We start from the raw sequence: 26,436 nt of genomic DNA, 5'->3' as shown, positions 1-26,436 counted from the left end.
GGAAAAAGCGAGGGGGTCGCGGTCGGTTACGCGTCGAGCAGTTTCTGAGCCTCGTCGGCCAGTTCGTCCGCGCTGGCGGCGACGAGTGCGTCCGCGCCGAGCTTCAGGCGGAGCCGCGGGCGACCGACGTCGATGGGTACTTTCTCGGTGTCGATGAGGCCGAGTTCTTCGAGCTTCGTTTTCGTCCGGGAGAAGGTCGCCTTGCTGGCGATACCCACGTCTTCGCCCCACTTCGAGATGTCGTAGAGGAGAACCTCGTTGCGGGCGGCGACGAGAAGCGAGATAGTCACCTCGTCAAGGCCGTCGCCGTCGCCGCGAGCCGACGACAGCGAAGCGAGCACGGCGTCGAAGTCGGCGAGCGTCTCTTCGCCGATATCCTCACCGAGCGTTTCGCGGACGCGCGAGAGCGGCGGGGTCCGGAGCTTGAACTCGGGTGCATCCGCCCAGTGGGCCTGATGGGCCTCGAACGCCGTCTCGACGAACGCCTCGTCGTCGGTGACGAGGCCGGCGACCTTGTCACCGGCGGCGACGAGCGCGACGACCGAGTTCGGCGTAACGAACAGCGTGTTCTCGACTTCGTCGTCGGCGGTCCGCATCGAGAGCACGCCGTCGGCGACGAGGTTCGCGGCGTTCGCGGCGACGATGAAGTCGTCGAGCACGTCCTTCAGGACGCTCTCGTCGGCGACGAGACGGATTTCCGGCAGGTCGCCGTCGATGTCGGTCGCCACGGCGACGAGTCCCTCGATGACCTCGGCGGTCGGGTTCGCGACCAACACCTCGTCTTCCGACGAGGAGAGGACGGACTCGATGATGTCTCCTACCCCCTCAGCGAGTAGATTAGAACGAATAGCCATAGCTTGAATATCGCCAGTAATATATTTAATATTAACGCAAGACGACCGGCAGAACGTATTCGAAATCGAGTTGTACCAACGCTGTATCGCGCGAATTGAGCATTTCGTTTCAGAAATTTTACTCCTACCGATGAGCGGGAAAACCGAGGGCGAACCGGGAGCCCTGTCCGTCCGGGAGTTGTCGCCCACGGTGGTCGGCCTCGGCAGTCAGTTCGGCTCGGGGACACGTCGGAGACGTTCGGTATCGCGCGTTCGTGTATCTTGTTCACGATAGCACAACACAGAATATACACGGGTGTGCAACACAACACCGGCAGGCGTAGCCAAATGGGACACATTTATGCCGTAATTGGACCCGATACTACGTATGGACTACAGCCACGTCCGCGACGTCGACCCCGCCGTGGCAGACGCCCTCGACGGCGAGGTCGAACGCCAGCGCGACACGCTCGCGATGATCGCCTCGGAGAACCACGTCAGCGAAGCGGTCCTCGAAGCGCAGGGGAGCGCGCTGACGAACAAGTACGCCGAAGGCTATCCCGGCAAGCGCTACTACGCTGGCTGTGAGTACGCCGACGACGTGGAGAACCTCGCCGTCGAGCGCGCGAAGGAACTCTGGGGCGCAGAGCACGTCAACGTCCAGCCCCACTCCGGCACGCAGGCCAACATGGGCGTCTACCTCGCCATGCTCGAACCCGGCGACAAGATTCTCTCGCTCGACCTGACCCACGGCGGCCACTTGAGCCACGGCCACCCCGCGAACTTCACGGGCAAGCTCTACGACGTCGAACAGTACGAAGTCGACGCCGAAAGCGGTTACATCGACTACGACCAGCTCGCGGAGAAGGCCGCGGAGTTCGAGCCGGACATCATCGTCTCCGGCTACTCTGCGTACCCGCGCGCCGTCGAGTGGGAGACGATTCAGGAGGTCGCCGACGACGTGGACGCGCTCCATCTCGCCGACATCGCCCACATCACGGGCCTCGTCGCCGCCGGCGTCCACCCCTCGCCGGTCGGCGTCGCCGACTTCGTCACCGGCTCGACCCACAAGACCATCCGCGCCGGCCGCGGCGGCATCATCATGTGCGACGAGGAGTACGCCTCCGACATCGACAGTGCCGTGTTCCCCGGTGCGCAGGGCGGTCCCCTCATGCACAACATCGCCGGCAAGGCCGTCGGCTTCAAGGAAGCGCTCCAGCCCGAGTTCGAGGAGTACGCTCAGCAGGTCGTCGACAACGCGAAGGTGCTCGCCGAGACGTTCCAGGACCACGGTCTCAGCGTCGTCTCCGGCGGCACCGACACGCATCTCGTGCTCGTTGACCTCCGCGACTCGCATCCCGATCTCACCGGCGGCACCGCCGAGGAGGCCCTCGAATCGACGGGTATCGTGCTGAACGCGAACACCGTCCCCGGCGAGACGCGCTCGGCGTTCAACCCCAGCGGTATCCGCGCCGGCACGCCCGGGCTCACCACCCGCGGTTTCGGCGAAGACGAGATTCGCGAAGTCGGCGAACTCATCGTGAAGGTCGTCGACGCCCCCGAGGACGACGACGTGCTCGCGGAAGTCTCCGAGCGCGTGCAGGAACTCTGCGACGCGAACCCGCTGTACGAGTAAGGGTCCAGACGGGGCTATCACGGTCCCGCTCGCCCGGTTCTCAAACCCCTCTCCCAAGTAACACTATTAGCCGCGCCGCCGTATCGCCACTCGACATGGCTCCGATTCGTCGGCTCGTTCTCGACGTGTTGAAACCCCACTCGCCGTCGACGGTTGAGTTCGCCCGCGAGGTCGCCGACGCGGCCGGCGTGGCCGGCGTGAACGCGACCCTCCTCGAAACCGACCGCGAGGTCCAGAACCTCAGACTCGTCGTGGAGGGCGAGGCTGTCGACGACGACGAGGTGGAACGACGGATTCGCGACCTCGGCGGGACGGTCCACTCCGTCGACGAAGTGGTTGCGGGCGAGACGCTGGTTGCGTACCGGGACCAGCCGCAGGACCCGTCGTCGTCGTGATGTCGGCTCGTCTCGCTTCGCTCCTGCGCGACGACCGCGTCCGCGCCATCTCCCGCCGGTACTTCGTCTCGAACGGCTTCGACGGGGCGCTGACCTGCATCGGTCTCGTCATCGGCGCGTACCTCACCGGCGTCACGGAGGGGCTGACGGTCGTGAAAATCGGCGTCGGCGCGGCGGTGGGCCTGACCACCTCCGGCGTCTGGAGCGTCTGGGAGATAGAGCGCGCCGAGAAGCGAGCCGAGTTGGGCCGCATCGAAGAGGCCATGCTAACCGACCTCGGCGGGACCGCGGTCGAACGCGACAAGGTCGCGGCGCGAGGAATCAACGCGGCCGCCAGCGGACTCGGCCCGTTGGTCGGCATCGTCGTACCACTGCTTCCGTTTCTCGCGGTTGGCACGCTGCTGTCGATGGCGTGGGCGACGCTCGCCTCGGTCGGCCTCGGGACGGGTATCCTCTTTTCGTTCGGCGCGTACATGGGGTCGATATCGGACCAGCGATGGTACGTCGCCGGCCTGCGGATGGCGCTCGCGGGCGTCGCGGTGGCCGCCGTGAACCTGCTGTTCGGGTGACTGTTTTAGCCATCTTCGTGCATATTTTGGACTCCTCGAAGCCCAGAATACGCACGAATCCGAATCCTTGAAATGGTCGGGGTGCGCTGTCTGAGACAATGACGACCATCATCGACGGCAACGCCGTCGCCGAAGAGATTCGAGACGGGTTGGCCGACGCCATCGACGCGCTCGACGAGGCCGGTGTGAAGCCGGGTCTCGCCACCGTGCTGATGAGCGACGACCCCGCCAGCGAAACGTACGTCTCGATGAAGCAGCGCGACTGCGAGGAGGTCGGCATCGAGGCGTTCGACTACGAACTCGACCCCGAGACGCCCGCCGACGAACTCTACTCGCTCGTCGACGACCTCAACGACGACGACGAGGTCCATGGTATCCTCGTCCAGATGCCCGTCCCCGACCACGTCGACGACCGGACGGTCCTCCGCCGTATCGACCCCGCCAAGGACGTGGACGGCTTCCACCCCGAGAACGTTGGCCGCCTCGTCGCCGGCGACGCCCGCTTCAAACCCTGTACGCCCCACGGCGTCCAGAAGCTTCTCGCCGCCGCCGACGTGGAGACCGAAGGCGCTGACGTGGTCGTCGTCGGCCGCTCGGACATCGTCGGCAAGCCGATGGCGAACCTGCTCATCCAGAAGGCCGAAGGCGGCAACGCCACGGTCACGGTCTGCCACTCGCGCACCGACGACCTCGCCGCGAAGACCCGCGAGGCCGACATCGTCGTCGCGGCCGCGGGCGTCCCCGAACTCGTCACCGGCGACATGCTCTCCGAGGGCGTCGTCGTCATCGACGTGGGTGTCAACCGCGTCGACGCGGACAACGAGAAGGGCTACGAACTCGTCGGCGACGTCGAGTTCGACTCCGCGAAGGAGAAGGCCAGCGCCATCACGCCCGTCCCCGGCGGCGTCGGCCCGATGACCCGCGCGATGCTCCTCTGGAACACCGTGAAGGCCGCCGCCGAGGCCGAGGGCGTCGACGTGGACCTCCCCTGAATCGGGTCGAGAACCGTGAGTCCCCCGTCAGACGCCGACATCGACGGCGAGTGGACGTACGACGTGGACGGCGTCATCCGGCGTCGGAACCGCCACGACCTCGACGCCGAGGCGTTCTCCCGCGCCGTCGAGCGCATCGAGGGCGGCCTCGACTGGGGTGTCGGCGCGCTCTGCGAGCGCGACGGTGCGGTGCTTCTCGTCCGACAGGACGGCCAGTGGGTCCTCCCCGGCGGCGGCGTCGAAGCCGGCGAGACGAGACGGGAGGCGTTGGTCCGCGAGGTCGCCGAGGAGACCGGCCTCGACGCCGACGTGGGCGCGCTTCGAGTCGTCACGGAGCAGTCGTTTCACCACGGCGACGACGCCGCGAGCTTTCGGTTCGCGATTTACGAGGCGACCGTCGCGGGAGACCTCACCGACGACCCCGGTCTCGAAGACGAGGCCATCGCCGACGTGGCGTGGTTTGAGACGCTCCCCGACGACACGCTGGACCGCGGGCTGATTCGGTTTCTTCTCGGGCGCTGACGCCCGTTCGACAGCGGTCTTTTCTCACTCGTGAGTCGCCACGAGTAGTCGGTCGTTGTCCCGCCGGACGCAAAAGCGGGTGTCGGCGTCCACGTCGAAGCTGTGCGCGTCCCGGTCGGAGATGAGCAGTTGCGAGAAGTCGTCACCGCAGGCCGGACAGGCCACGCCGTCGCGGTTCTCGACGAGCATCGTGTCGCCGTCGTCGCGGAGCAGTTTCACCCGGTGGCGCACCTCGTGGATGTCGAATCCGGCAGTCATCGTCAGCGAAGGGTCGCCACGAGGCAAAAACGTTCGGTGAGCGCGGTGGTCGGGCGGCCTCAGAACAGCGCCGCGAGCGTGTCGCGGGCCGACGCGAGCGCGTCGAGGTCGTCGTCGACGAGCGCGGTGTGTAGCTCGCGGGCGGCCTCGACGAGCGCCTCGGACTCCGCAAGCGAGACGGCTCCGTCGAGCGCCTCGACGCGCTTGCGGTGGTTCGAGAGGGTTTCGAGCGTCGTCCTGACCTCGGGGTTCGGGTTGTCGTCGAGCCACGTCGAGAGGTCGCGGCAGTAGGCGTCGATGGCCTCGGCGTAGGCGAGGCCGCGGGCGTCGGCCATCGAGTCGGGCACGGCGTCGGGGCGCTCTCCCTCGTCGGCGCGTCGGAGCAGGGTGATGACGTAGAGTTGTTCGTCGTCCGTGGGGCGGTTCGACCGGGCGACCACGTCGACCGCGTGGAGGAGTTCGTGGGCCGCGAGCGGGGTATCTTCGAGGGGGAGCAGTTCTCCCCCGCGGATGTAGCCCGTCTTCCGGATGTAGTCGCGGAGGTCGGACTTCAACGCCGGGGCGGCGTCTCGAATCGAGCCGTCGCCGACTGCGGAGCGGTGCGCCGAGAGGTCGAGGTCGGCCTGCATGGCGGTGTGGCGTTCCCTGTCGCCGACGCCGACGCTCCGGAGGCTCCCGCACTGCGGGCACGATACGCTTCCCGTCTCGTAGTACGACCATCGGTGGTCGCACTCCTTGCACTCGCGCTCGCCGCGTATCTCCATGCGACTGGGTTCGCCCCGACGGCGCAAAAGCACGGCGACCCGGCGCGGGGGAGTCTGGCACGAAGCGAGTCGCCCCCGCCGCGGTCGGTCGCTACCCGAGCGACCGCCGGGCTACATAGGTCCGGCGACCCACCATCGACGTATGCGAAGCGAATCCGAGGTCCGAGAGCAGTACGAGTTCCTGAAGGACGAACTCGAATCCGAGGAGATGCGACACGAAGGGGTCAGAAAACTCATGACGCACTACAAGCGGGCGCTCGGCTGGGTGCTGGAAGAGGAACACATGTGATTACAGTAACATAAATCTTTTAGCAGGGTGGAACCGCATCGTTTCCGGAATTCGGCGCGTGCGTGCCACTCAGCCGGACAGTTAGCCGCGTTGTCAATGTTTGGCACGCGTCGTTATCTTTAAGTAAAACCGAACAGTAGCCGATAGTGACGCTTCGCTTTGGAGGGCCGAAGCGTCAGCGGGGACCAATTCAGGGCGGCATGCCGTGCCGGAGATTTCCGGCACGGCTTGCTTTCCTTCTGCACGAAGCTACGACCCACGAGCGACTGTTCCACCCGCGCTTCGTTCGAGTGCATCCGAGTTCCGACCCCGACCGTTCTCGGTGGTCATCCGACTCGTCAACTCGACCTTATCACACAAGCTAGGTGTTCGACCCGCCGCCGGCTGCTCCGAGAGAGTGGTGACGCTGTCACCTCATCTCGGATTTCTGTTTTGGATAGTCGAGGAGTTGTCCATTGATAACAATTAACAATCTGCTCGCTTAATTTGCCCGAGCCGTCCAGTTGTGGACATATCCGGACATCGAAACGGCAACTTCGGAAAATTAGTAATTTGGACTACATGATTGCTGGCGGAGTATCTCGGAGACTAGCGGGTTTTCGAGGGGGAATCGTCGGTCGAGGCCGATATGCTTATCTGAATTAGACAGTAACATACGAGTCGAATTTACCGATGTACGACCTGACAGGATTCCAGCGAGACCTGCTGTACGTCATCGCGGGTCTCGAAGAGCCGCACGGACTCGCCATCAAAGAAGAACTCGAAGCCTACTACGAAAAGGAGATTCACCACGGGCGGCTCTACCCCAACCTCGACACGCTCGTCGAGAAGGGGCTGGTCGACAAGGGCCAGCGCGACCGCCGGACCAACTACTACACGCTCACCCGCCGCGGTCGCCGCGAGATAAAGGCCCGCGACGAGTGGGAAGCGGAGTACGTCCCCGAAGACTTCGAAGCGTGAGCGGGCGACTCGGACTACCCGTCCACGCCGGCGTCGGACGGCGACCGTGAGTCACGACTCGATTTCTCGTCTCGGTCGGTAAACGTCTCTAGCTCGTCCGATTCGCTCTCTCCCGGCTGGTCGGTCGCGGCTGTTTCTCGCGGTGCGTCGTCCGCCTCGTCGACGGTCAACTCGTCGACTGGCGGGCCGTCGACCAGATATGCGGGGTCGACCATGTACGGCCGAATCGGCTTCCCCGCCAAGAGCTCCGGCAGAACGAGCCGGACGAAATTCACGAACAGCACGAGTATCATCGGCATGAGGAAGATGCCGTACCAGCCGAACAGGAGCGGACCGAACGTGTAGGCAAGCATCACGGCCCCGACGTGGAGGCTCCGTCCGGAGACGTACGGCCGGAGTACGAGGTCGGGAATCGTATCCACGATGACGAACGAGACGGCAGCGAAAAGCAGGACGAACCAGAACCCGGGAGGGTTGGCAATCGTCGCTTCGAGAGCCATGTAGGCCGCGACGGGGACGTAGACGAGCTTCATCCCGACGACGGGAATGAGGCTCGCGACCCCAGCGAGCAGGCCGATAAGCGCCGGTGCGGGGATGTGGACGCCCACGGGCGCAATGACGTTCAAAAGCGAGTACGCGATGACGCCGATGGTGCCCGTGAGGATGGCGTTCAGGATGTTGCCGAAGAAGATGTTGTTGAAATCGCGGTCCACGCCGCGCATGTAGGCCTCGAGGATGCCGTGGTCGTCGGCGAACATCGACTGGCCCCACCGGCGGAGTCGGTGGCCGTCGCGGAGGAGGTAGAACGCGAACGCGATCATGACGAACAGGTGAATCGCGCCGATACCGAGGAACGCGAAGGTGTTGGCGGCGACGCTCAGCGAATCGAACACCGAGCTAATCGCCTCGGGCGTCAACACCGACCGGAAGTCGTACTCCAACAGCGCCTGCGGGCTGGCGATTCCCTCCAACAGCATGGGGTCGATGCCGTAGGCTTCGAGGTCGATGGGTACCTCGTCGGAGGAGAGTTGGTCGGCGTATTTCAGGAACTCGCGGAGGGCGATGGTCGCGGCGTAGGCGACGAGTCCGAGCGCGGGGAGCGCGAGGGCGAAAAGCGCCACAGCCGCCGCGAGGCTCGGGGGCTTTACCCGCCTCCGAATCCGCCGGTAGATGGGCCGCGTAGCGTAGTAGATGAAGAGACCGAAGACGAACGTCCCGATGAAAGAGTAGACGACGTAGGCGAGCGCGCCCGCGAGGACCAACGCGAGCGCCCACCACATCGCCCGGGAGCGCTGAATGTCACGGAGAGCCATACCCAACCACGGACGCGGAGGCGTCAAAAGCCTATCGCGGGAGCGACAGGTCACGACGCGCTACCGTCACGTTCGGTCGCCGAACCCTTCCGTTCGCGGGGTAAAACCGACAGACTGGACCGCGGCCCGGCTGATATTGCACCATTAATAACGAATATCTTAACACACGGGTCTTCGTACCGAGGCGCATGGACCGAGAGACGGCGGTGCCACGCGTCGATTCGATGCCCGGCGAGAAAGCGCGCGAGTGGGTCGAGTACCACCACGAACACGCCGCGCCGAGCACGTACGTCTACGACTTCGTCTGGGACATCACGGCGGAGTCCGAAGGGCCCTTCTGCACCGACGTCGACGGCAACGTCCTCCTCGATTTCACGAGCCACGTCGCGGCCGCCCCGCTCGGCTACAACAACCCGAAGCTCATGGACCGCATGGCCGAGTTCGACCTCGTCGACCCGACGAAAATCGCCGGCCAGGACTTCTACGTCAGCGATGGCTCCGCACCCGGCGAGGAGCGGCTTCCCGGCCCCGCCGCGCTCATGGACAAACTGACCGACCTCACGAGCCACTACGGGATGGACACGGTGTTCCTGTCGAACTCCGGAGCCGAGGCCGTCGAGAACGCCATCAAAATCGCCTACGACCACGCCGACGGCGCGAAGTATGGCGTCACCTTCGAGGGCGCGTTCCACGGCCGCACTCTCGGCGCGCTCTCGCTCAACCGCTCGAAGTCGGTCTACCGCCGCAAGTTCCCCGAGATTTCGGGCGTCCTCGACGTGCCGTTCTGCGACGACCGGACCTGCTCGCCCGAGACGTGTTCCTGCGGCTTCTTCCCCGACGCCGACGCCGCCGTCTCCAAACTCCGACAGAAGCTCCACCCGAAGAAGGGCCACATCGACGCTGACGAGGTCGCCTACGTCATCGTCGAACCGATACAGGGGGAGGGCGGCTACCGTTTCCCGTCGGACGCCTTCGCCGAGGAACTCGCCGCCGTCGTCGACGACTACGACCTGACGCTCATCGCCGACGAGATTCAGACCGGCGTCGGCCGCACCGGCGAGATGTGGGGCTCCGACCACTACCCGCTTGAGCCCGACATCATCACCGGCGCGAAGGGCCTCCGCGTCGGCGCGACTATCTCGAACGACGAGATATTCCCCGACGAGACCTCGCGGCTCTCCTCGACGTGGGGCGCGGGCGACATCGTCTCGTCGATGCAGGGCGTGTTCACGCTCGAAGCCATCGAAGAGTACGACCTGCTCGACAACGCCGTCGCCCGCGGCCGACAGTTCATCGAGCGGATGCGCGACGACGCGCCCGACACCGTCGTGGACGTGCGCGGCAAGGGCCTGCTTCTCGGCGTCGAGTTCGACACCAAAGAACGCCGCGACGCCGTGCAGGAAGCCGCCCTCAAACGCGGTCTCCTCACCCTCTCGTGCGGCTACAAGGTGCTCCGAATCCTCCCGCCGCTCGACGTGACCGCCCGCGAAATCGACCTCGGCGCGACGATGCTGCTGGACGCTATCGAGGACGTGTCGTAGGCCGATTAACCGAATCTCCGCCCTGCCGTTGCTCAGGAGTCGTCGATAACCGTCCCGTACACCTCGCCGAGCGTTCGCATCTCGCCTTCGGCGACGAGGTAGTACGTCGTCGCTTCCACTCGGGTTCGCCACATCGGGAACGTCCCGTCAGCCAACTCGATGCCGACTTCGCCGGCGTGAATCAGGTTCGCCGCCTCCTGTGCGAGCACGCCCGCGAACGGCGAGTCGTATGTTTCTCTGACCGACCGGAACCGACGGACTGCGCTTCGCTTCGCTCGGAACGTCCGACCGGAGTCGTGACCGGTGTCGCCGGGTGAGACGCCGAGTTCGTCGAGGGCGAACTCGTGGCCGCGCCTGTCGAGGAGGGCGGTCGCCGACTCGACGACCTGCTGGACGGTGTGGCCGTGTCGGTGCCCGTCGGGTCCGTAGTTGAGCCGGTAGTCGCTGTCGAAACATATCGTGAGGAGTTCCCAGCGCGCCGCGCCGTACGGCGTCTGCTGGCCGAGGTCGCGCTCATCGCTGATTCGGTCCCGCATCTCGTTCGCCGCCGGAAACGTCGCTATCGCCTCGGTGAGCGTCGTCAGCGCGGCATCGAGCGCGTTCGCGTACGAGCGCGTCTCGTCGTCGAGACCCTCGCGGTAGCGGTCGCGGTAGTACCGCGCGTTGGCGAGGCGCTGTTCGGCCTGTAGGTAGGACGCGTACGCGTCCGCGACCGCGCCGCCCGTGAAGTCGTCGCTGGCGGTCGTCGTCTCGCCGGCGAACCGCTTTCGGTACCGGGACTCGAACCGGGCGAACGCGAGTTCGCGCTCGACGAAATAGAGATGTGCGAGGTCCCGCGAGGGGTCCGAGACTTCGTAATCACCGACGGAGTCGAGGACGGCTTCGGCGCTCGACTGGATGGTCCTCCCGCGTTCGGTCAGTCGCTCCGGGTCGGCCTCGTCGAGGACGAACTTCGCGGCACCGACGGCTTCGCCCGCGAAGGACAGGCCGACCGTGGCGTACCGCAGTCGCTCGTACGCGTCGGACACCGATTTGGCCGACTCCAACCACCCGCCGGAGGGGTCGCCGTGGTCGAGCGAGAACTCCAGTTCCCGCGGGACCGAGTCGAGATCGACCCGCTCTTTGAGCCTCTGCGCCTGCTCGACGGTCCGTTCGAGTCGAGCGACTGCTTCGTCGGCGTGCGCATCGGAGACTTCCGGTCGCCAAACGTTTGCCGGCGGATTGGGATACAGCGTCGTCAGCCAGTCCGTAATCGGGTCGGGGAGCCACGTCGGCCTGAACCAACCGATACCGCCGACCGCGCCCGCGCCGCCGACGAGGCCAAGGAGTTGGCGACGCGAGATCGAGGAGGGGTCGTCTGCGGGAGGGTCGTCTGCGGGAGGGGCGTCGTCGGGGGACACACGCCGGAGTTCCGAATCAGCCCGTGTAAACGTGTCGGCGGGCTGTTGTCTCGATGCGAACGCGCCCTACGTCCAGCGGTCGAGGCCGGTCTGCGTGACCGACTCCTCGATGCGCTCGAAGCCGCGGCGGACCTCCTCGGGGTCGACTTCCCACGTCTCGGTGACGAACTCGCGGGCGGCGGCCACGTCCGGGTCGATGTCGGTGTCGTAGTCGTAGTCGTCGGTGACCGGCGGGTCCAAAAAGAACTCGCGCACCCGGTCGGCGTTGGGGATGGTGTCGCCGCGGGCTTCGAGGACTGACCAGAGGTCGCCGTGTTCCGTGACGACTTTCACGGCCGTCTTCGGGCCGATTCCCGTGATGCCCTCGTTGAAGTCGGTCCCGCAGAGCATGGCGATGTCGACGAGTTGCTCGTAGGTGATGTCGTGTTTGTCGAGCGTCGCGTCGAGATCCATCAGCTCGGGGTTCCCCTTGCTCGTGAGCTGTCGGAGCGTGTAGGGCGCGCCGAACAGGAGTGTGTCGTAGTCCTCGCTGCCCACGTAGTCGGCGTCGCCCTTACGGGCCATGTAGGACGCCTGTGCCTCACCTTCGGCGGGCGCTTCGACCACCGGTACGTCCAGAAGCGAGAGGAGTTCGCGGCTGGTGTCCTGAATCGTCTCGGTGAGCCGCTGGGTGCGCGCTTCCATCCGGGCGGCCTCGACCGCGTCACCGGCTTCGCGAGCCTCTTCGAGCCGTTCTTCGGCCTTCTCGCGCTGTTCGCGGCGCTTCGCCACCTCGTCGTCTTTCATCTCCGTGACGCCGCCGTCGAAGACGAAGACGGGCGTCAGGTCGTGTTCGAAGAACTTGGGGAGCCCCTGGACGATGCCGACGAGGTTGGCGACCTCTTTTCCCTCGCTCGTCGTGTACTTCTCCGAACTCGTCCACTTGACCGTCGTCGTGAGATACCGGTACAGCCAGTTGTGGGCGTCGACGGCGACGACGCTCCCGGCCACCTCGTCGAACGACACCTCGGAGAGCGCGGCGAGCGTCCGCAGGTCTGCGTTTCCCATTTGCTCGGCCTTCGAGGGCCGAGGGTTTCAATCGTCCGAGTGAACACCGTCGAGTTCGGGCGGTGCCGCGCCCTCGCGCGCCGCGAGGAACGATCGCTCCGGGTCGCCGAGGTCGCGGGCGCGGTAACGGTCGAGGCCGGACTGGTACGTCTCGCGGGAAACCGCCGCGGGCGCGTCGGCGGGCCGCTCCAGCACCAACTCGGCGACGCCCGTCTCGCGGCCCGTGAAGCCGAACCCAGCCTTGTGGCACGCCTCGTAGGCGAAGGGGTTGTTCGCGGCGATGCGGACCGTCTCGTAGCCGCGGTCGGCGGCGGCCTCGCAGGTCCGACGGAGGAGGTCGGGGCCGAGTCCGTCACCCCGGCGGTCCTGCCGGACCGTGACGTACCGGAGCCAGAGCGTCGTCGGGTCGGTCCGGTCCTCGTTGAACGCGACGGCGGCGACCACGTCCTCGGCTACCGGCGGCAGGGAGTCGGGGCCGCCACTCGGCGCGGGCCGGTCGTCGTCGAGGGGTGGGAGCGGCTCGTCGGGGTCACGGAGCACCGTCTTTCCCGTCGCCGCGGTGACGAACTTCCCCGCGTAGGCGAACCGCCGGTAGTCGAGGCGGAGCCGCGGCCCGTCTTCGGGCCACCCGAGCAGGTCGAACTCCATGGCCGAGATGGGACCGCCGCGCGCAAGAACCTTCCCCGGCGGGAGCGTGGAGTCGGGCATGCACGGCGCAGGCGACGTTCGGTTCTTCGACCGCTTCGCACCCGTCTACGACCTCGTGATGCCGCCCGCCGACCCCGGCGCGCTCGGCACGGCTCTCGACCGCGCCGACCGCCCCGTCGAGCGCGTCGTCGACATCGGCGGCGGCTCCGGGCGGGCGACCCTCGCGCTCGACGTTCCCGAACGAATCGTCCTCGACCGCTCGGCCGGGATGCTCCGCCGGGCGCGCGAACGGGGTCTCGACTGCGTCCGCGGCGACGCCCGAGGGCTTCCCTTCGCCGACGGCTCCCTCGACGCCGTGACCGTCGTCGACGCCTTCCACCACATGCCGAACCAGCGGGGCGTCGCCGAGGAGGTCTTCCGCGTCCTCGCGCCCGGCGGGGTGTTCGCCGTCAACGAGTTCGACCCCGAAACGCTCCTCGGCCGTGGGCTGGTCGCCACCGAGCGGGTCGTCGGCTTCGGGTCCACGTTCGCTACGCCCGACGAACTCGTCCGGTTCCTCGAACGCGTCGGGTTCGATGCCGACGTGGTCGAACGGGGCTTCGAGTACACGGTGGTCGGAAAAAAGCGGGAAAGCCATTAGGGGGGCGACGAATCCTCGCCTATGGCAACCTCGACTTCGTTCTTAGAGGATCGACTCGATGCCGGGGCGTTACCCATCGCCGTGGGCGACGTGCTCGCCATCTTCCTCCTCGTCACCGTCGGCGTGGTCCAGCACAACGGGGTGTCGTACCTCTCGGCCGACCCGGTCGGGTGGGTACTCACCGCGGTCCCGTTCCTCATCGGATGGCTCGTCACCGCCCCGCTGTTGGGCGCGTACTCGCCGGGCGCGGCCGAGTCGGCGAAGTCGGCCGTTCCGCTCGGCATTCGCTCGTGGCTCGCGGCGACCGTCATCGGCATGGCGATTCGCTGGACGCCGCTTTTCGAAGGCGGCGTCGAACTCACGTTCGTCGCGGTCATGCTGGTGCTCGGCTCCGTCGCGCTCGGGGTCTGGCGGACGTTGTACTTTAAACTCGTCTGAGGCGCGGAGACCGGACCGAATTCACCCGTCAAAAACTGTTTTTCGGCCGATTGACCGCTCTCAGGCGGGCGTCGGCCGCCGTCGCAACAGCGTCACGCCGAGAAGCGTCGCCGCCGCCGCGAACCCGGCGAGGACCACGAACAGCGCCGTCGAGTCGGCGACGGTGAGGATGTAGCCGGCGATGGCACCGCCGAGCGCGCCGACGCCGAACACGCCGAGATAGGTAAACCCGTACGAGAGTCCCCGTAGACCGGCGGGCGTGTACTCCGCGACGGTCGCCTGGTAGAACGGCTGGACCATGAACAGGAAGAAGCCGAGGAGCGCACAGATTGCGAGAAGCGGGCCGACACCGAGGCTCGCCACGGGGAGAAAGGCGATGGCGATGACGGCGAGCGCGACGAAGCCGGCGACGATGCCGCGTTCGGTCCTGATGCGGTCGGTGAGCTTGCCGCCGACGTACTGTCCGAAGACCCCGACCGTCAGGAGGCCGGCGTAGACGAACAGTTCCACGTCGAGCGTCGGCGCGCCCCCGGCCGACCCGGACGCGAGGGCGGCGGGCAGGAGTTCGGAGACCGGAATCGGCTCGATGCCGATGACGGAGCCGAGGAGGTCCGGCAGGAACGTCGTGACGCCGCGGTAGTAGAGCCCGGAGAACATCACGAGCGCGAAGACGAGCGCGAACCCGCCGGCGAAGAGGTGCTTCGACTGCGAGACCAGTTCCGCGAACGAGGAGACGCCCGTGCCGGCCTTGCCGTCGCCCCCGGTGTCATCATCGTCGTCGGTGTCGCCCGTCTCACCGCCGTCGGTCGCGGCGACCGCGGCCTGCTCTTCGAAGTTGGCGCGGGTCGCGAGCGCGGCGGCCACGAGCGCCGGGAGCGCGAGCACGGCGGCGACGAGGTGCCAGTCGAAGAACAACAAGAGGAGCGCGGTGAGGAAGGGGCCGAAACCGATGCCGAGGTTCCCGGCGATGCCGTGGTAGGCGAAGCCGGTTCCGCGTTCCTCGACGCCGGTGCTGATGAGTCGGAGTCCGGCGGGGTGGTAGACGCTGGCCGCGGTACCCCAGACGACGAGCGCGAGGGCGACGACGACGAGGTTCGGCGACAGCGCAAGCAAGACGAACGACCCGGCCATGCCGAGGAGACAGGCGACGATGAGGCGCTTGGAGCCGACGCGGTCGACGAGGATGCCGCCGGGGAGCGCCCCGAGGCCGAACAGCGCGAAGCCGAGGCCGGTCATCACGCCCAACGAGGCGGTCGTGACGGGAACCGTCGCGAGGCCGAGGTCGATGCTCGCGAACTCCCCGAGCCAGATGGCCACGAAGATGGGGATGGACAGTTCGTACGTGTGGACCATCCCGTGGGCGAGCATCACCAACGCGACGATTGAGCGGTCGTTGCGGTTCACGTCTCCGGCCACGGCACCGACTCCCATAACCGTGTGGAGTTCCGGCAGACGACGCGAGCCACAGACCGACTGTTCGGGCGAGAGGCACAATCCACAGTATCGAATTTGTGATGTTCTCTTGGGAATACGGACCCTCCGCAGTCTTGCGATTATCGAGCCATAAGTTATGGAAAAGTTATCCGAAGGCCACAAAAACAGTATCAGTCATCTATGGGAAAGAACTATACCACTTACGTCCGTAGTATACTATATATTATGACCGGATATTACGACTACATTCTTGGGCTCATTCCGCTCACACTCCTCGGCATCACCGGCACGCTTACCGTCGCCGGGTTGCAGTTGACCACGGCAGTGCCGATGGCCGCGGGCATGGCCGCGCTCCTCACCGGCCACGCGCTCTTCGTGAACGGGCCCTCGTCGCCGTCCTCCGCCCACCTCGACGAACACGCCGGTCCCAACGCCGCTGACGCGCCTTCTCCTTCGGTCCTCGACGCAGACTAACCCCCAACCCGCGCCCGTTCGGTCGGTTCGCCGGCCCGCAGGGTTTTGACCGAAGGTCTCGTTTTTCCGACCATGACAGCGACGTTGTTCCTCACGAGCGACGAGGTTAGTGGACTGGCAACCCCGGCCGAGTACGTCGCGGCCGTCCGCGAGGGCTACAGACAGCGCGGGGAGGGCGCGCCGGCCGAGCCGCGGACGAAGCTGTTCAACCGCGAGCCGCCGGGCATGCTCACCTCCTACGCGGCCGTGCTCCCCGAGACGGGCGCGATGGGCGGCTACATGTACTCCGCCGGCTTCGGTGCGGAGGACGCGTGGTTCATGACGCCGCTTTTCGACGCGGAGAGCGGCGAGCCACTGGCGCTCCTCGACGGCGCGAGCATGAACCCCTTCAAGACCGGCGCGGCCGGCGGGGTCGCCATCGACGCCCTCGCCCGAGACGACGCCTCGACGCTCGCGCTCATCGGAAGCGGCGCGCAGGCCCGCGGACAGCTCCGGGCCGCCGCGACCGTCCGTGACCTCGACACCGTCTGGGTCTACTCGCCGACGAAGGAGAGTCGCGAGTCGTTCGCGGGCGAGATGGACCGCGCGCTCGACGCCAGCGTCGCCGCCGTCGCCTCCAGCGCCGCGGCCGTCGAGGGCGCGGACATCGTCGTCACGGCCACGACTGCCACGGACCCGGTGTTCGACGGCGACCTGCTCGAACCCGGCACGCACGTCACCGCGATGGGCCAGTACCACCCCGAAAAGCGCGAACTCGACGAGACGACCATCGAGCGCGCGACGTACGTCCCCGACCTCCGCGAGCGCGCCACGATGGACGCCGGGTCGTTCCTCGCCGCCGTGGAGGCCGGCGTCGTGGACGAAGACCACATCCACGCCGAACTCGGCGAGGTCATCGCCGGCGTCGCCGCCGGGCGCGAGGACGACGAGGAGATAACCGTCTTCGACAGCGGCGGCACGGGCATCGAGACGGTCGCCGCGGCGCACATGCTCTACGAGAAGGCGCGCGAGGAGGGACTCGGGACGACTATCGACTTCTCGCCGGCGAGCGAGTCGCTCACGGGGGAGTAGAACGGACGGAGGGGTTTCGATAGACGCGCGGAGCCTCAGCGAGACGGTTGTCGCGGCGTCGTGGTAAAAAACGACCGTCACCGGCGTTCGTGCTCGCTCAGAACGTCGTCGGCCACGGACGGGGGAACGCCTCCGGCAGTTCGGTGTTTCCGGGTGCGTCTGCGACGCGTTCCGGAACGATTGGACACAGGACGACGACGCCGGGTTTCGATATCGTAACCAGTCCGGCGTCCGCCGCCGCTCGAACGTCTTCGACGTCGTCGAACAGCGCCTCGGGATAGTGGTCCGAGACGTACGGCGACCCGACGATGTCGGCCACCGTCTTCCCCGCCGCCGTGTTGACGAGGTTGACGTTCCAGTGGGGCGAGTACCCAGACTCTCCGGGGACGAACTCGACGACCTGCGCCTGTAACGTCCTGTCGCCGCCGATGAGGTAGATGTCGTTTTCTCCGCGTTCCGTCACTCCCTCCTCCACCCCGTGAGCGACGTAGTATATCTCTTCTTCTTCGTACCACCCGTTTGCGACCGAGACCCCCGCCGCGACGGTTCCAGTCGCGCCGACGCCGAGGGCGAGTCCGCCCGCGAGCAGTCCGGTCGTTCGGAGGAACCGGCGACGGGTCGGGCCGTCGCGAGTTGCTGTGTTTGTCATAGTCGTTCTCCTTCGAAATCGGCGAGTCGGGGGCGGTTCCACCCGGCTCGGCGATTCGACTGAACGAGGGGCGAGAGAACAGATAGCGGTTTTTCGATATCTCACACCAGTCTGTGCCGGGTCTCTTCCAAATCTGGTGTGAATGTCGCCCCACTACCGATATCGCGTCACAGCGTCACTCGCGCGACCCGCTCGGTCCCGACGAGGACGACCGGCACGAGCGCCAGCGCGCCGACGCCGACGACCGCCGGGACGACGATACCCGGCCAGAACGCACCCAGTTCGGTCTGTGCAAACGCGCCGAGCAGGGCCGTACCGCCGACGACGAGACTGTAGTAGGCTGAGCGAATCGGGAGCGTCGGCAGGTGACCGGGCCGCGGCCACGACCCGGTTCCGACGTAGCCGCCGCGGAAGGTCCCGACGGCGACGGCGCTCGCCGCGAGAGCGGTGAGGCCGGACAGCGACACCTCGGCTCTGGGCGTCGCGAAAAGCAGGAACCAGAGGGTCGGAATCGCCAGCACCGACACCTCCCACGCGGCGAAAAACACCTGGTCGAGCCAGCGGTCGACCCGTTTCGTCGTCTCCAAGAGCGCCCCCCGCATCACGACTAGACGTAGGTTTCGGGCGGTTAAACGGTTTCTCCGGCGGTGGCGGCGAAGGCGGTCTACTGCAGTCGGTATCGGAGGACCGCCGCGATGCCCCCGAGGTTCTTCAACTGCTCGCCGGGTTGGAACTCCGCGGAGAACACGGTGACCTCGCCGCCCTTCTGTTCGACCGAGTCGATGATGTCGTTCACGTCAACGTCCCAGTCGCCGTCGCCCTGTCGCTCCGCGCGGAGCCGGGAGTCGAGGAGAAGCAGGTGTTCGACCGCGCCGAAATCGGCGGCTTCGGCGACCTGTTCGACGCCGTAGGCCGCCTTCGCGCCCGTCGAGATGTTCTCCATCAGTTCGTCGATGAGGTTGGCCTCCTCGGCGATTCGGGTCTGTTTCTGCACGTCGTCGACCGCGCCGCGCTTGAGCACCTCGTGGACGCCGCGGTCGCCGACGCCGGCGGTGTCGACGGTCGTGACGATGGTCTCTGCGACCGCGGGGAAGTTGTTCTCGAAGTAGTCCATCGCGTCGTTCTTCGTGAAGCCCGGCCCGGCGAGGATGATGGCGTCCACTTCGAGGTGCGACAGCGCGGACCCGAGTTCGTCGAACAGTTCGGACCGCGGGCGGGCGTACTCGCCCTTCCCCGTTGGCTTCGTGAGCGAGGCGTACTCCTCGGTGCCGTACTGGGCGACGGTGTGGATGTAGGCCGCGCCCTCCTCGACGGTCGCGATGGCCACGTCGGGATTCTCGGCGGCCTGTTCGGCCGTCTCGATGCGGTCTATCTGGTCGGCCTTGAAGTGCTTCTCGATGGTTATCTCGGCGCGCTCTTCGACGTTGAGCGTGTGGTGGTGGCCGAGTTGGTCCTCGCGGGAACAGGAGACGATGACGCCGCCGACGCGGAGGCGGTTGGCGAAGCGGGCGAACTCCACGTCGTCGACCTTGATGGTGACGTTGAGGTGCTCGCGCTCGCCGCCGGTGTCCCGCATCTGCTCGTCGTCGCGCTGGATGCGGCGGGTGGTGTCGCCGGAGACGAGGTCACCCGGTTCGAGGACGTACGAGAGGTGCCAGAGGTCGTCGACGTTCTCGGGGACGAGCGTGATTCGCTCGCGCCCCTCCTCGCCGCGACCGCGGCTCGAAATGCGCATACACGTCCGGTCGTCGGGGAACGGAAAAGAGTCCTGCTATCGCGGTCACCCGGCGCGAGTCGGCGTCGCGGATGCCAACGCGGCCGCCGCCTGCCGCCCTGCGCCGCTCACCAGCCAGTCGACTGCGTCGACTGCTGGCCCTTCCCGGTTGCGTCGGCGAAGCCGCGCGCCCACAGGTAGTACGTAATTACCTGTACGTAGAACAGGACGAAGAGCCCGACGACGATGACCGAAAGGAGACCCCCGATGAAGCCGAGCACGACTGCGACGACGAGCGCGAGCAACCACGCGACGGCGTACTCGCCGGTGAACGCGCCCGAGAGGATAGTGCGCACGTCGAAGCCGGCAGCGAGATTCCCCTCGATGGCGAAGTTCGCTCCGGCGGCCGGCCCGAGGTAGGCCACGAGCAGGCTGAGCACGAACACGAGGAGGCCGAGGACGACCGAGACGATACCGAGCCCGACGCCGCCCGCAGAGGACGCCGCCGCGCTCCCCGTCGTCGCCTCGGAGACGGTGAAGGTGCCGATGCCGATGATGACCGAGAGCAGCATCGACGGGACGATTGCCACTAACGCCCAGACGAACGTCACCACGAACAGCTTCAGGCCGTCGACGAACAGTCCGCCCCAGTCCGTGAACGAGGGCGCGGCCTGCTCGCCGTTCGCGGCCGCCTGCATCGCCCTGACGAAGTAGCCCTGCAGGATAATCCCCGGGAGTATCAGTACAGAAAGCAGCGAGAGAACCCCGCCGATAATCGTCGTCGCAACCCAGTCGTCGCTTCGCTTGAGAAACCACAGCGCGTCGGAGAGCATACCGTTGAGGTGTCGCGCCGCTAGCGGCTTAGATATTCCGTCGAAAATTCGGGTTTTCGCTGACAGTTCAGACGGCGGGCTGTTCGCCCGGCGTCTCGCCCTCGTCCATCATCTCGATGTCGTGGAGTTCGCCCCACGTCTTGCCGATGATGTAGTAAGCGGCGACGGCCGCGTAGAACGTCACGAACGCCCCGACGACGAAGCCGAGAAGCGGGATGACGTTCAGGACGCCGACCACGATGGACGACGCGAACAGCACCGCGAAGGCCATGAGCCACGCGGTGGCGTACTTGCCCGAGGTCAGGATGGGTCGGAGCGTGCCGAAGTCGAACGCCGCGCCCATGCGGTCGGTCTCGGCGTAGTTCGACAGCGCCGCCGGGATGAGGTACGCGGCAAGCAGGCCGAGGACGAACGCGAGCAGGAGGCCCACGAGCGCCACGATGCCGCCGACTGCGCCCGCAGCGTCGGAGCCACCGGCCGCCGCGCCGACGATGCCGGCGAAGCCGAACACGCCCGCGATGATGGCCGGGACGAGCGCGTAGACGAACGCGATAGCGAAGCCTTTCACGCCGTCTATCGCCATGTCGCCCCAGTCGTCGAACTCCGGGGGCACCTCGTCGCCCTTCATGGTCGCGCGAACGACCCGAAGGAGATAGCCGATGACGAGGAACGTCGGGACGATGAGGAAGCTCAACAGGCCGAGGACGCCGCCGATGAGGACCGTCTTTACCCAGTCCTCGCCGTTTCGAAGGTAATTGAGTGATTCTGAAATCATGATGTTTCACCGAGCGCCACCACCCACCCACCGGCCGTTCGGCCGAATGTGAGATTCGCGGGTTGACACGCACGCTCGACTCAACATTACGACGAGAAAGTATATAATCTTGTACCCGACGCGCCCGAATAATTGAATATTAAGCCGTCTAGCGTCTGGTTACCTGAAGACGACGTCGACATTTACTCGTCGACGATGTCGCTCCCGCCCGGCGGGAGGAACTCCTGAATCTGGTCGGGTGATGCGATTTTTCTGACGAACGACTTGTCGGCGAAGCGCTCGCGGAGCCGGCGATAACACAGTTTCGCGGCGTCGTTCTGAGCGTACTGGCCCGGCGTGAGCGTCAGCGTCGTCTCCGCACGCGCCTCGATTGCCGACGGCGGCCCGCCGATGACGCGCGTCTCGTCCTCGCATTGGATGCCGACCGCGACCTTCGCGGCCACGTCCTCGAAGTACTCGCGGTCGCCGCGGATGACGAAGCTCCCCTTTTCGATGTACTCGCCCGATTCGGGCGTCTTCGACACCTGCGAGGGTTCGACCATGTAGGCGTCGTCGGCGAAGCGGCCCTCCTTCCAGATGGAGGAGTACGAGACGGCGAACTGCGCGGCCTCGCGGAGCGTCTCGTCGGAGAAGTCCACCGCCTGCGCGGGCTCGCTCGGCCCCGTCGCCTTCAGGAGCGTGACCGGGCCGCCGTGGGCCTGCGTGTGGAAGAAGCGGTCGTGCTTGCTCATGTACTTCTTCACTAACTCCTCGTTTTGGTCGGCGTTGCGGCCGCCGACGACGAGGTAGCCGCTAGAGGTGTAGAACCAGCGGAACCGCTCGAACCAGTGTTCCGTGGACTTGACGGGCACCGAGTCGAGCGCGAGCCAGTCGGTCTCCTCCGGCTCTTCGTCCTCGTCTTCATCGTCGTCCTCGTCGTCGGCCTCCCACTCGTCGCGGCGCTTCTTTACGGCCGCTAACTCCTCGCGGGTGTCCTCGATGGCGGCCAGCGCGCCCTCCTTTTTCTCCTGGATGCGCTTGGCCTCGGTGTAGAGGCGGTCGGCGTTCTTCTCGACGCCCATCGACACGTCGAGGGTGACGGTCGCGTCGTCGAGTTCGATGGTGACCGTGCCGTTCGCGCCGTCGACGTTCGTGACGGCCTCGGCCTCGGGGATGCCCTGTTCGGCACCCTCCTCCAGCGTCGCGGCGATGTCGTCCCACGGAACGCCCTCCTCGCGCGCGCCGCGGACGGTCGACAGCACGTCGTCGGCGAGGTCGTAGTTGGCGTACAGCAGTTCGGCGCGCTCGCGCTCGTCTTCGGCCTGCTGTTCGAAGCCCTCGATTGCGCCCTCCTGCTGGTCGATGATGCGCTGTTGTTTGGCGATTTGCTCCTCGAAGTCCGGGCGGTCGGAGGTCGCCTCCTGCTCGTCGGCAGTCAGGTCGAGCCGGAAGAAGTACTCGTCGAGGGCGTCGTTGAACGTGTCGTAGGCCTCCTCGTCGAGCCCGGCGTTCTGGTGTTCGCGCAGCGGGAAGGGCGTCACGTCCACGACTTCGCCGTCGTCGTCGAGGTAGAGCCGCGGGTCGAACTCCCCGGAGCGCACCTGCTGGCGGAGGTCGACGATGGCGTCGTAGATGGCGTCGTAGTCGTCGTCGGTTGCGTCGGCGATATCGAGCGTCTTCTCCACGCCGGCGCGGGTACACAGCTCCTCGGCGTAGAGGCCGCCGAGGTTCAACTGGGTGGCGAGCGTCCGCACCACGTCGGTGTCGGACTGCTCCATGTTCCGGCCGAGGGCGTCGCGGCTGACGGTGAGGGGGTCGAGCCGCGAGGCGGGGTACTCGTACTGCGACCCCGGCGCGACCGTCCGCGACTTGAGCCGCACCGTCTCCAGACTGCGGACGACTTCGCCCGTCTCGTCGAGCACCGCGATGTTGCCCTGTCCGAACAGCTCGACGACGATTTTCGTGTTCTCGTCGCCGCGCTCGAACGTGAACGTGAGGATGCGGTCGAACTCGTACTGCTCGACGCCCGCGAAGTCGGCCCCGTTGAGCCGGTTTCTGAGCATCATCGCGAAGTTCGGCGGCCGACCGGGGGCGTCCGGCACGTGCTCCTGTGCGGCGAGGTGCGCGCGCTTTATCTCGCCCACTTCGAGGAGGAGTTCGAGCCGACCGCGGTCGAAGTCCCGCATCTTGAGGCGAAGCAGGTCGTCGCCGTAGAGGTACGCCTTGTCGACCTTCGCGCCCTCGTACCGGTTCAACTCGGTGACGAGGGCCGCGAGGTCGACGCTCGTGAGTTCCCGCTTCGGGTCCATGGACTCGCTTTTTGTCGGCGAACGAAAAGGGGTGTCGTTTCCACAGATGCGACGCCCACCCGAATCGGGGAGAAGATACTTATCAGCCAGCCTGAATGTATTCGGTGAATGCGTCCTCGCACCCTCGTTCTCGCCACCGTCGCCCTCCTCGTCGCGCTGGCCGCGCTCCCCATCGGGAGCGTCCCGGCCGAAGCACGACCACCGCCAGAGGCCGTCTGCGGTGTCTGCGGTGAGACATTCGAAAAAGCAGGAGACGACGCCGGCGTCCCGCTCACCGTCGAATCGAGCACGCTCCGAGTCCGCGTCGGCGACGACGGCGTCGGCACGTGGACCGCCCGCGTCGAACTCGACAGCGAGTCGGCCGCGACGTTCCGCGAGAACCCCGAACGGCTCGACAGCGTCGTCCGCCAGACGTTCGACGACTACCGCGTGTTCACCGACGACCGCAGACGCCTCGAAACCCGGATGGACGGCGACACCGCGGTCGTGACCTTCGAGGTGCCCGAGATGGCGTACCGCGGCTACGGCGACGTGCTCGTCGTGGACTACTTCCACGACGATGGGGTCAGGGGTACCGTCTACGTCGATGCCGACCGGTTCGTCGTGACCGGTCCCGAGGGGTCATCGCTCCTCACCGCGCCCACAGAAGTTCAGACCACCGAGACGGCCGCCGTCTGGAGCGACGACGACGAGGCCGCATCAAGCGTCGGGAGCCAGACGTACCTCACGTTCGGCCCCGACGCGGGACTCGCGACCACGGCCGCGGCCTACGCCAGTCTCGCCGCCGACTCGGGACCCGGCATCCTCACGAACCTCGCGTGGGTCGCGTTCGTCCCGACGCTCGTGCTCACCATCGGCGTCCTCCTCATCCGGCACTTCGACCGCCGGTTCGGCGGCCGGGGGGTACGACGCTTCGGCCCCGCCGTCGCGGGACTCGGTGTCATGTGGGGCCTCTGTCTCCTCGTCGTCCGGGCGTTCTCCGGGAGCGTCGCCGCGATGGCGTGGCTCCTCGCCCTCCAACTGGTCGCGGTCGGCGTCGTCTCGGCGGTCCGGCCCGAGGCGCTCGGATTCCGTCGCCTCGTCGCCGCGACCGTGGGGCCGCAGGTCGCGCTCGCGGTCGCCACCGCGATTGCGATGCCGGGCCCGAACCCGTGGTTCTCGCTCAGCGCGCTCGCGTTAGCGGCCGCAGTCGTGCTGTTTCTGCCTCTCGGCTACGCGGCCCGTCGCGACGAAGGCACGCGCCCCCTGTCGCTCGCCATCGTCGCCGCGCCCGTGGCCTTCGCGCTTCCGCTGGTTCCCTTCGGCGGCTACGGCGTCCTGTTCGTCGGCCTTCTGCTCGTCGTCTGGGTGCTGGTGACGCTCGCGGCCGGGGCGCTCGTCTACCGACTCGGTTGGGCGCTCGGCGGCGAGTCGACGCGAGGTCAGCCAGACGACGGAACGCGGGCGACGGCGTAGCACCCACCGAAGCCGAGCGCGAACCCGAGGCTCGCGAGGAGTCCGCCGGCGACGAGACCGGTCGCGACTCCCTGCCAGAGCCCCATGCTCGGCGTCGTCAACTCGGCCGCGCCGAGCGCCGTGAAAAAGCCGAGCACCGGACCGACACCGAGCGGGAGCGCCCCGAAGACGCCGTCACCCCGGAGCGCACCGACAGCGCCGCCACCGAGACCGAGGCCCGCGATGGTCCACAACCGGAGGCCGAACGGGTACGACAGCGGGCCGACCGCGTCCGGCGGGAGGTGCGTGACGAACACGAGCGCAAAGAGGGCGATGCCGCCCAGTCGGTGCTGGCGGGTGGGCGCGCCCTCGCGGCCGACGAAGAATCGGTCGAGCGTGCTCACGCGATTCGATCAGTCGGGAGACATGATAAACCTCGCTCCGCAATCGTCAGGTAGCCGCCTGCGGAACTGCTCTCATGAGCGAAACCGAGGTCCGCGTCGCGGTCACCGAGGGCGAGCGCGACGACGCCTTCGCCGTCCGCAAGGCCGTCTTCGTGGACGAACAGGGCGTCGACGAGGAACTGGAGTGGGACGAACACGACGACCCCGACGCCGAGGCGGTCCACTTCGTCGCCTACCGCAGCGGCGACCCGGTCGGCGCGGCCCGCCTGCGCGAGTACGAACCCGGCGTCGGCAAGGTCGAGCGCGTCGCCGTCCTCGAATCGGCCCGCGGCGAGGGCTGGGGGCGACGACTCATGGACGCGCTCGAAACAGAGGCGCGCGAGCGCGGGTTCGATTCGCTTCTCCTCCACGGCCAGACGACCGCGGAGGGATTCTACCACGGCCTCGACTACGAGACGACGAGCGACGAGTTCGACGAGGCCGGCATCCCGCACGTCGAGATGCGGAAGTCGCTGTAGCCGATGTCTAGTCCTCCGAGACCGACTTCTCCACCGGCCGACTGCGACGGTCCTCCCGGAGCTGGAAGCCGTCGGCCTCCTCGCGGGCGAGCAGTTCGCGCTGGGGGTAGGGAATCTTGATTCCCTCGCGGTCGAACGCGAGTTTCACGCTCCGAAGCACCTCGGCTTTCGCCTGCGCCCGACGCGGGGCCGAGGGGTTCGTAATCCAAAAGCGGAGTTGGAGCCCGATGGCGGAGTCGCCGAACGTCGTCGGCATCACTTGCGGCTTCGGCACGTCCTCGACGAACTGGAGGTCCGAAAGCGCCTCCTCGGCCACCGACTCGGCGTGTTCGATGTCGGCCTCGTAGTCGATACCCACGTCGAGACGGAGGCGGAGGCGGTTGCGCTTCGTCCGGTTGGTTATCTTCGCGTTCGTCACGCGGTCGTTGGGGAAGACGACCGTCTCGCCGTCGGCGTTGCTCAGCCGGGTGTTGATGATGGTGATGTCGGTGACGATTCCCTCGGCGTCGAGGGTGTCATAGAACGATTAGCACACCAAAGAGCAGGGTGAATGCTGAGGTGGAATGAGCTCAGCGACCCTGCAAGATGATCCTTCGG

The 26,436-nt window shown here is 66.7% G+C and carries 29 protein-coding genes and 1 pseudogene; 14 read left to right on the top strand and 16 right to left on the bottom strand.

Annotated features, from left to right (window positions below; translation table 11 throughout):
* Positions 1-26 precede the first annotated feature (26 nt).
* Complete coding sequence (tbsP, locus tag AM590_RS15405; protein WP_058828251.1) at positions 27-854, bottom strand: transcriptional regulator TbsP; 828 nt, start codon at positions 852-854, stop codon at positions 27-29.
* Between the two features lie 367 nt (positions 855-1,221).
* On the opposite strand from tbsP, the gene glyA reads away from it, so the two are divergent.
* From glyA to AM590_RS15380, 5 genes are all read left to right on the top strand, one after another.
* A complete protein-coding gene (gene glyA, locus AM590_RS15400) occupies positions 1,222-2,469 on the top strand; it encodes a serine hydroxymethyltransferase (RefSeq protein WP_058568956.1) in 1,248 nt (415 codons plus the stop codon).
* Between the two features lie 95 nt (positions 2,470-2,564).
* Positions 2,565-2,864: a DUF211 domain-containing protein gene (locus AM590_RS15395; protein WP_008094865.1), complete on the top strand. Its 300-nt coding sequence runs from the start codon at positions 2,565-2,567 to the stop codon at positions 2,862-2,864.
* Positions 2,864-3,433, top strand: coding sequence for a VIT1/CCC1 transporter family protein (locus AM590_RS15390; RefSeq protein ID WP_058828250.1), 570 nt, complete (start codon positions 2,864-2,866; stop codon positions 3,431-3,433). The genes AM590_RS15395 and AM590_RS15390 overlap by 1 nt, the downstream gene beginning before the upstream one ends.
* A gap of 98 nt (positions 3,434-3,531) precedes the next feature.
* Entirely contained in the window at positions 3,532-4,425 is an 894-nt protein-coding gene (gene folD / locus AM590_RS15385; RefSeq protein WP_004044681.1) for a bifunctional methylenetetrahydrofolate dehydrogenase/methenyltetrahydrofolate cyclohydrolase FolD, read from the top strand.
* Between the two features lie 15 nt (positions 4,426-4,440).
* The gene (locus AM590_RS15380) at positions 4,441-4,947 is read left to right on the top strand and encodes an NUDIX domain-containing protein (protein ID WP_058828249.1); all 507 of its coding nucleotides are present in this window, start codon (positions 4,441-4,443) and stop codon (positions 4,945-4,947) included.
* A 24-nt stretch (positions 4,948-4,971) separates the two neighbouring features.
* On the opposite strand, the gene AM590_RS15375 is transcribed toward AM590_RS15380, so the two are convergent.
* Entirely contained in the window at positions 4,972-5,205 is a 234-nt protein-coding gene (locus tag AM590_RS15375) for a hypothetical protein (RefSeq protein ID WP_058828248.1), read from the bottom strand.
* A 59-nt stretch (positions 5,206-5,264) separates the two neighbouring features.
* Positions 5,265-5,969 carry a hypothetical protein gene (locus AM590_RS15370; RefSeq protein ID WP_058828247.1) on the bottom strand — a complete coding sequence of 235 codons (705 nt, stop codon included), beginning with the start codon at positions 5,967-5,969 and terminating at the stop codon, positions 5,265-5,267.
* A 142-nt stretch (positions 5,970-6,111) separates the two neighbouring features.
* Between AM590_RS15370 and AM590_RS20945 the strand changes: the two genes are divergently transcribed.
* Together AM590_RS20945 and AM590_RS15365 are read left to right on the top strand one after the other, a co-directional pair.
* Complete coding sequence (locus AM590_RS20945; RefSeq protein WP_172795819.1) at positions 6,112-6,258, top strand: hypothetical protein; 147 nt, start codon at positions 6,112-6,114, stop codon at positions 6,256-6,258.
* Between the two features lie 672 nt (positions 6,259-6,930).
* Positions 6,931-7,218: a PadR family transcriptional regulator gene (locus tag AM590_RS15365; RefSeq protein ID WP_004044685.1), complete on the top strand. Its 288-nt coding sequence runs from the start codon at positions 6,931-6,933 to the stop codon at positions 7,216-7,218.
* 14 nt (positions 7,219-7,232) lie between these two features.
* Here AM590_RS15365 and AM590_RS15360 read toward each other — a convergent pair whose 3' ends face one another.
* Positions 7,233-8,498 (bottom strand): AI-2E family transporter, encoded by a 1,266-nt coding sequence (locus AM590_RS15360; protein ID WP_058828387.1) that lies wholly within the window; start codon positions 8,496-8,498, stop codon positions 7,233-7,235.
* Positions 8,499-8,719: 221 nt separating this feature from the next.
* On the opposite strand from AM590_RS15360, the gene AM590_RS15355 reads away from it, so the two are divergent.
* Entirely contained in the window at positions 8,720-10,072 is a 1,353-nt protein-coding gene (locus AM590_RS15355) for an aspartate aminotransferase family protein (protein WP_058828246.1), read from the top strand.
* A gap of 32 nt (positions 10,073-10,104) precedes the next feature.
* Here AM590_RS15355 and AM590_RS15350 read toward each other — a convergent pair whose 3' ends face one another.
* The 3 genes from AM590_RS15350 to AM590_RS15340 form a co-directional block, all read right to left on the bottom strand.
* Entirely contained in the window at positions 10,105-11,472 is a 1,368-nt protein-coding gene (locus AM590_RS15350; protein ID WP_058828245.1) for a hypothetical protein, read from the bottom strand.
* A 66-nt stretch (positions 11,473-11,538) separates the two neighbouring features.
* Complete coding sequence (fen, locus tag AM590_RS15345; protein WP_058828244.1) at positions 11,539-12,519, bottom strand: flap endonuclease-1; 981 nt, start codon at positions 12,517-12,519, stop codon at positions 11,539-11,541.
* Positions 12,520-12,546: 27 nt separating this feature from the next.
* Positions 12,547-13,167 (bottom strand): GNAT family N-acetyltransferase, encoded by a 621-nt coding sequence (locus tag AM590_RS15340; RefSeq protein ID WP_058828243.1) that lies wholly within the window; start codon positions 13,165-13,167, stop codon positions 12,547-12,549.
* 58 nt (positions 13,168-13,225) lie between these two features.
* Here AM590_RS15340 and AM590_RS15335 point away from each other — a divergent pair, with 58 nt between their 5' ends.
* Together AM590_RS15335 and AM590_RS15330 are read left to right on the top strand one after the other, a co-directional pair.
* Positions 13,226-13,807: a class I SAM-dependent methyltransferase gene (locus AM590_RS15335; protein ID WP_058828386.1), complete on the top strand. Its 582-nt coding sequence runs from the start codon at positions 13,226-13,228 to the stop codon at positions 13,805-13,807.
* A 21-nt stretch (positions 13,808-13,828) separates the two neighbouring features.
* On the top strand, positions 13,829-14,245 hold the full coding sequence (locus AM590_RS15330; RefSeq protein ID WP_058828242.1) for a DUF3054 domain-containing protein: 417 nt from the start codon (positions 13,829-13,831) through the stop codon (positions 14,243-14,245).
* A 60-nt stretch (positions 14,246-14,305) separates the two neighbouring features.
* Here AM590_RS15330 and AM590_RS15325 read toward each other — a convergent pair whose 3' ends face one another.
* Positions 14,306-15,676 carry an MFS transporter gene (locus AM590_RS15325; RefSeq protein ID WP_058828241.1) on the bottom strand — a complete coding sequence of 457 codons (1,371 nt, stop codon included), beginning with the start codon at positions 15,674-15,676 and terminating at the stop codon, positions 14,306-14,308.
* Positions 15,677-15,904: 228 nt separating this feature from the next.
* Between AM590_RS15325 and AM590_RS15320 the strand changes: the two genes are divergently transcribed.
* Positions 15,905-16,153, top strand: coding sequence for a hypothetical protein (locus tag AM590_RS15320; protein ID WP_058828240.1), 249 nt, complete (start codon positions 15,905-15,907; stop codon positions 16,151-16,153).
* 72 nt (positions 16,154-16,225) lie between these two features.
* Entirely contained in the window at positions 16,226-17,224 is a 999-nt protein-coding gene (locus AM590_RS15315) for an ornithine cyclodeaminase family protein (protein WP_058828239.1), read from the top strand.
* A 97-nt stretch (positions 17,225-17,321) separates the two neighbouring features.
* Here AM590_RS15315 and AM590_RS15310 read toward each other — a convergent pair whose 3' ends face one another.
* From AM590_RS15310 to rqcH, 6 genes are all read right to left on the bottom strand, one after another.
* Positions 17,322-17,873, bottom strand: coding sequence for a hypothetical protein (locus AM590_RS15310; protein WP_058828238.1), 552 nt, complete (start codon positions 17,871-17,873; stop codon positions 17,322-17,324).
* Between the two features lie 167 nt (positions 17,874-18,040).
* Positions 18,041-18,475: a hypothetical protein gene (locus tag AM590_RS15305; RefSeq protein ID WP_058828237.1), complete on the bottom strand. Its 435-nt coding sequence runs from the start codon at positions 18,473-18,475 to the stop codon at positions 18,041-18,043.
* Between the two features lie 62 nt (positions 18,476-18,537).
* Positions 18,538-19,608 (bottom strand): mRNA surveillance protein pelota, encoded by a 1,071-nt coding sequence (locus AM590_RS15300; protein ID WP_058828236.1) that lies wholly within the window; start codon positions 19,606-19,608, stop codon positions 18,538-18,540.
* Between the two features lie 107 nt (positions 19,609-19,715).
* Entirely contained in the window at positions 19,716-20,420 is a 705-nt protein-coding gene (locus AM590_RS15295) for a DUF4013 domain-containing protein (RefSeq protein ID WP_058828235.1), read from the bottom strand.
* Positions 20,421-20,487: 67 nt separating this feature from the next.
* Positions 20,488-21,195, bottom strand: a complete 708-nt coding sequence (locus AM590_RS15290; RefSeq protein ID WP_058828234.1) for a DUF4013 domain-containing protein — start codon at positions 21,193-21,195, stop codon at positions 20,488-20,490.
* Positions 21,196-21,377: 182 nt separating this feature from the next.
* Positions 21,378-23,483 (bottom strand): ribosome rescue protein RqcH, encoded by a 2,106-nt coding sequence (gene rqcH, locus AM590_RS15285; protein ID WP_058828233.1) that lies wholly within the window; start codon positions 23,481-23,483, stop codon positions 21,378-21,380.
* 108 nt (positions 23,484-23,591) lie between these two features.
* On the opposite strand from rqcH, the gene AM590_RS15280 reads away from it, so the two are divergent.
* On the top strand, positions 23,592-24,938 hold the full coding sequence (locus AM590_RS15280) for a hypothetical protein (protein WP_058828232.1): 1,347 nt from the start codon (positions 23,592-23,594) through the stop codon (positions 24,936-24,938).
* On the opposite strand, the gene AM590_RS15275 is transcribed toward AM590_RS15280, so the two are convergent.
* The gene (locus AM590_RS15275; RefSeq protein WP_058828231.1) at positions 24,905-25,321 is read right to left on the bottom strand and encodes a hypothetical protein; all 417 of its coding nucleotides are present in this window, start codon (positions 25,319-25,321) and stop codon (positions 24,905-24,907) included. The genes AM590_RS15280 and AM590_RS15275 overlap by 34 nt on opposite strands.
* Positions 25,322-25,395: 74 nt before the next feature.
* Here AM590_RS15275 and AM590_RS15270 point away from each other — a divergent pair, with 74 nt between their 5' ends.
* Positions 25,396-25,839 (top strand): GNAT family N-acetyltransferase, encoded by a 444-nt coding sequence (locus AM590_RS15270; RefSeq protein WP_058828230.1) that lies wholly within the window; start codon positions 25,396-25,398, stop codon positions 25,837-25,839.
* A 7-nt stretch (positions 25,840-25,846) separates the two neighbouring features.
* Here the strand turns inward: AM590_RS15270 and AM590_RS15265 are convergent.
* Positions 25,847-26,347 (bottom strand): annotated as a pseudogene (locus AM590_RS15265) (mechanosensitive ion channel family protein); the annotation flags it as partial.
* Positions 26,348-26,436: the final 89 nt, after the last annotated feature.

Origin of the sequence: Haloferax sp. Q22, assembly GCF_001482285.1 — an archaeon.
GTDB lineage: Archaea > Halobacteriota > Halobacteria > Halobacteriales > Haloferacaceae > Haloferax.
This window is presented reverse-complemented; position numbering and strand designations above follow the sequence as displayed.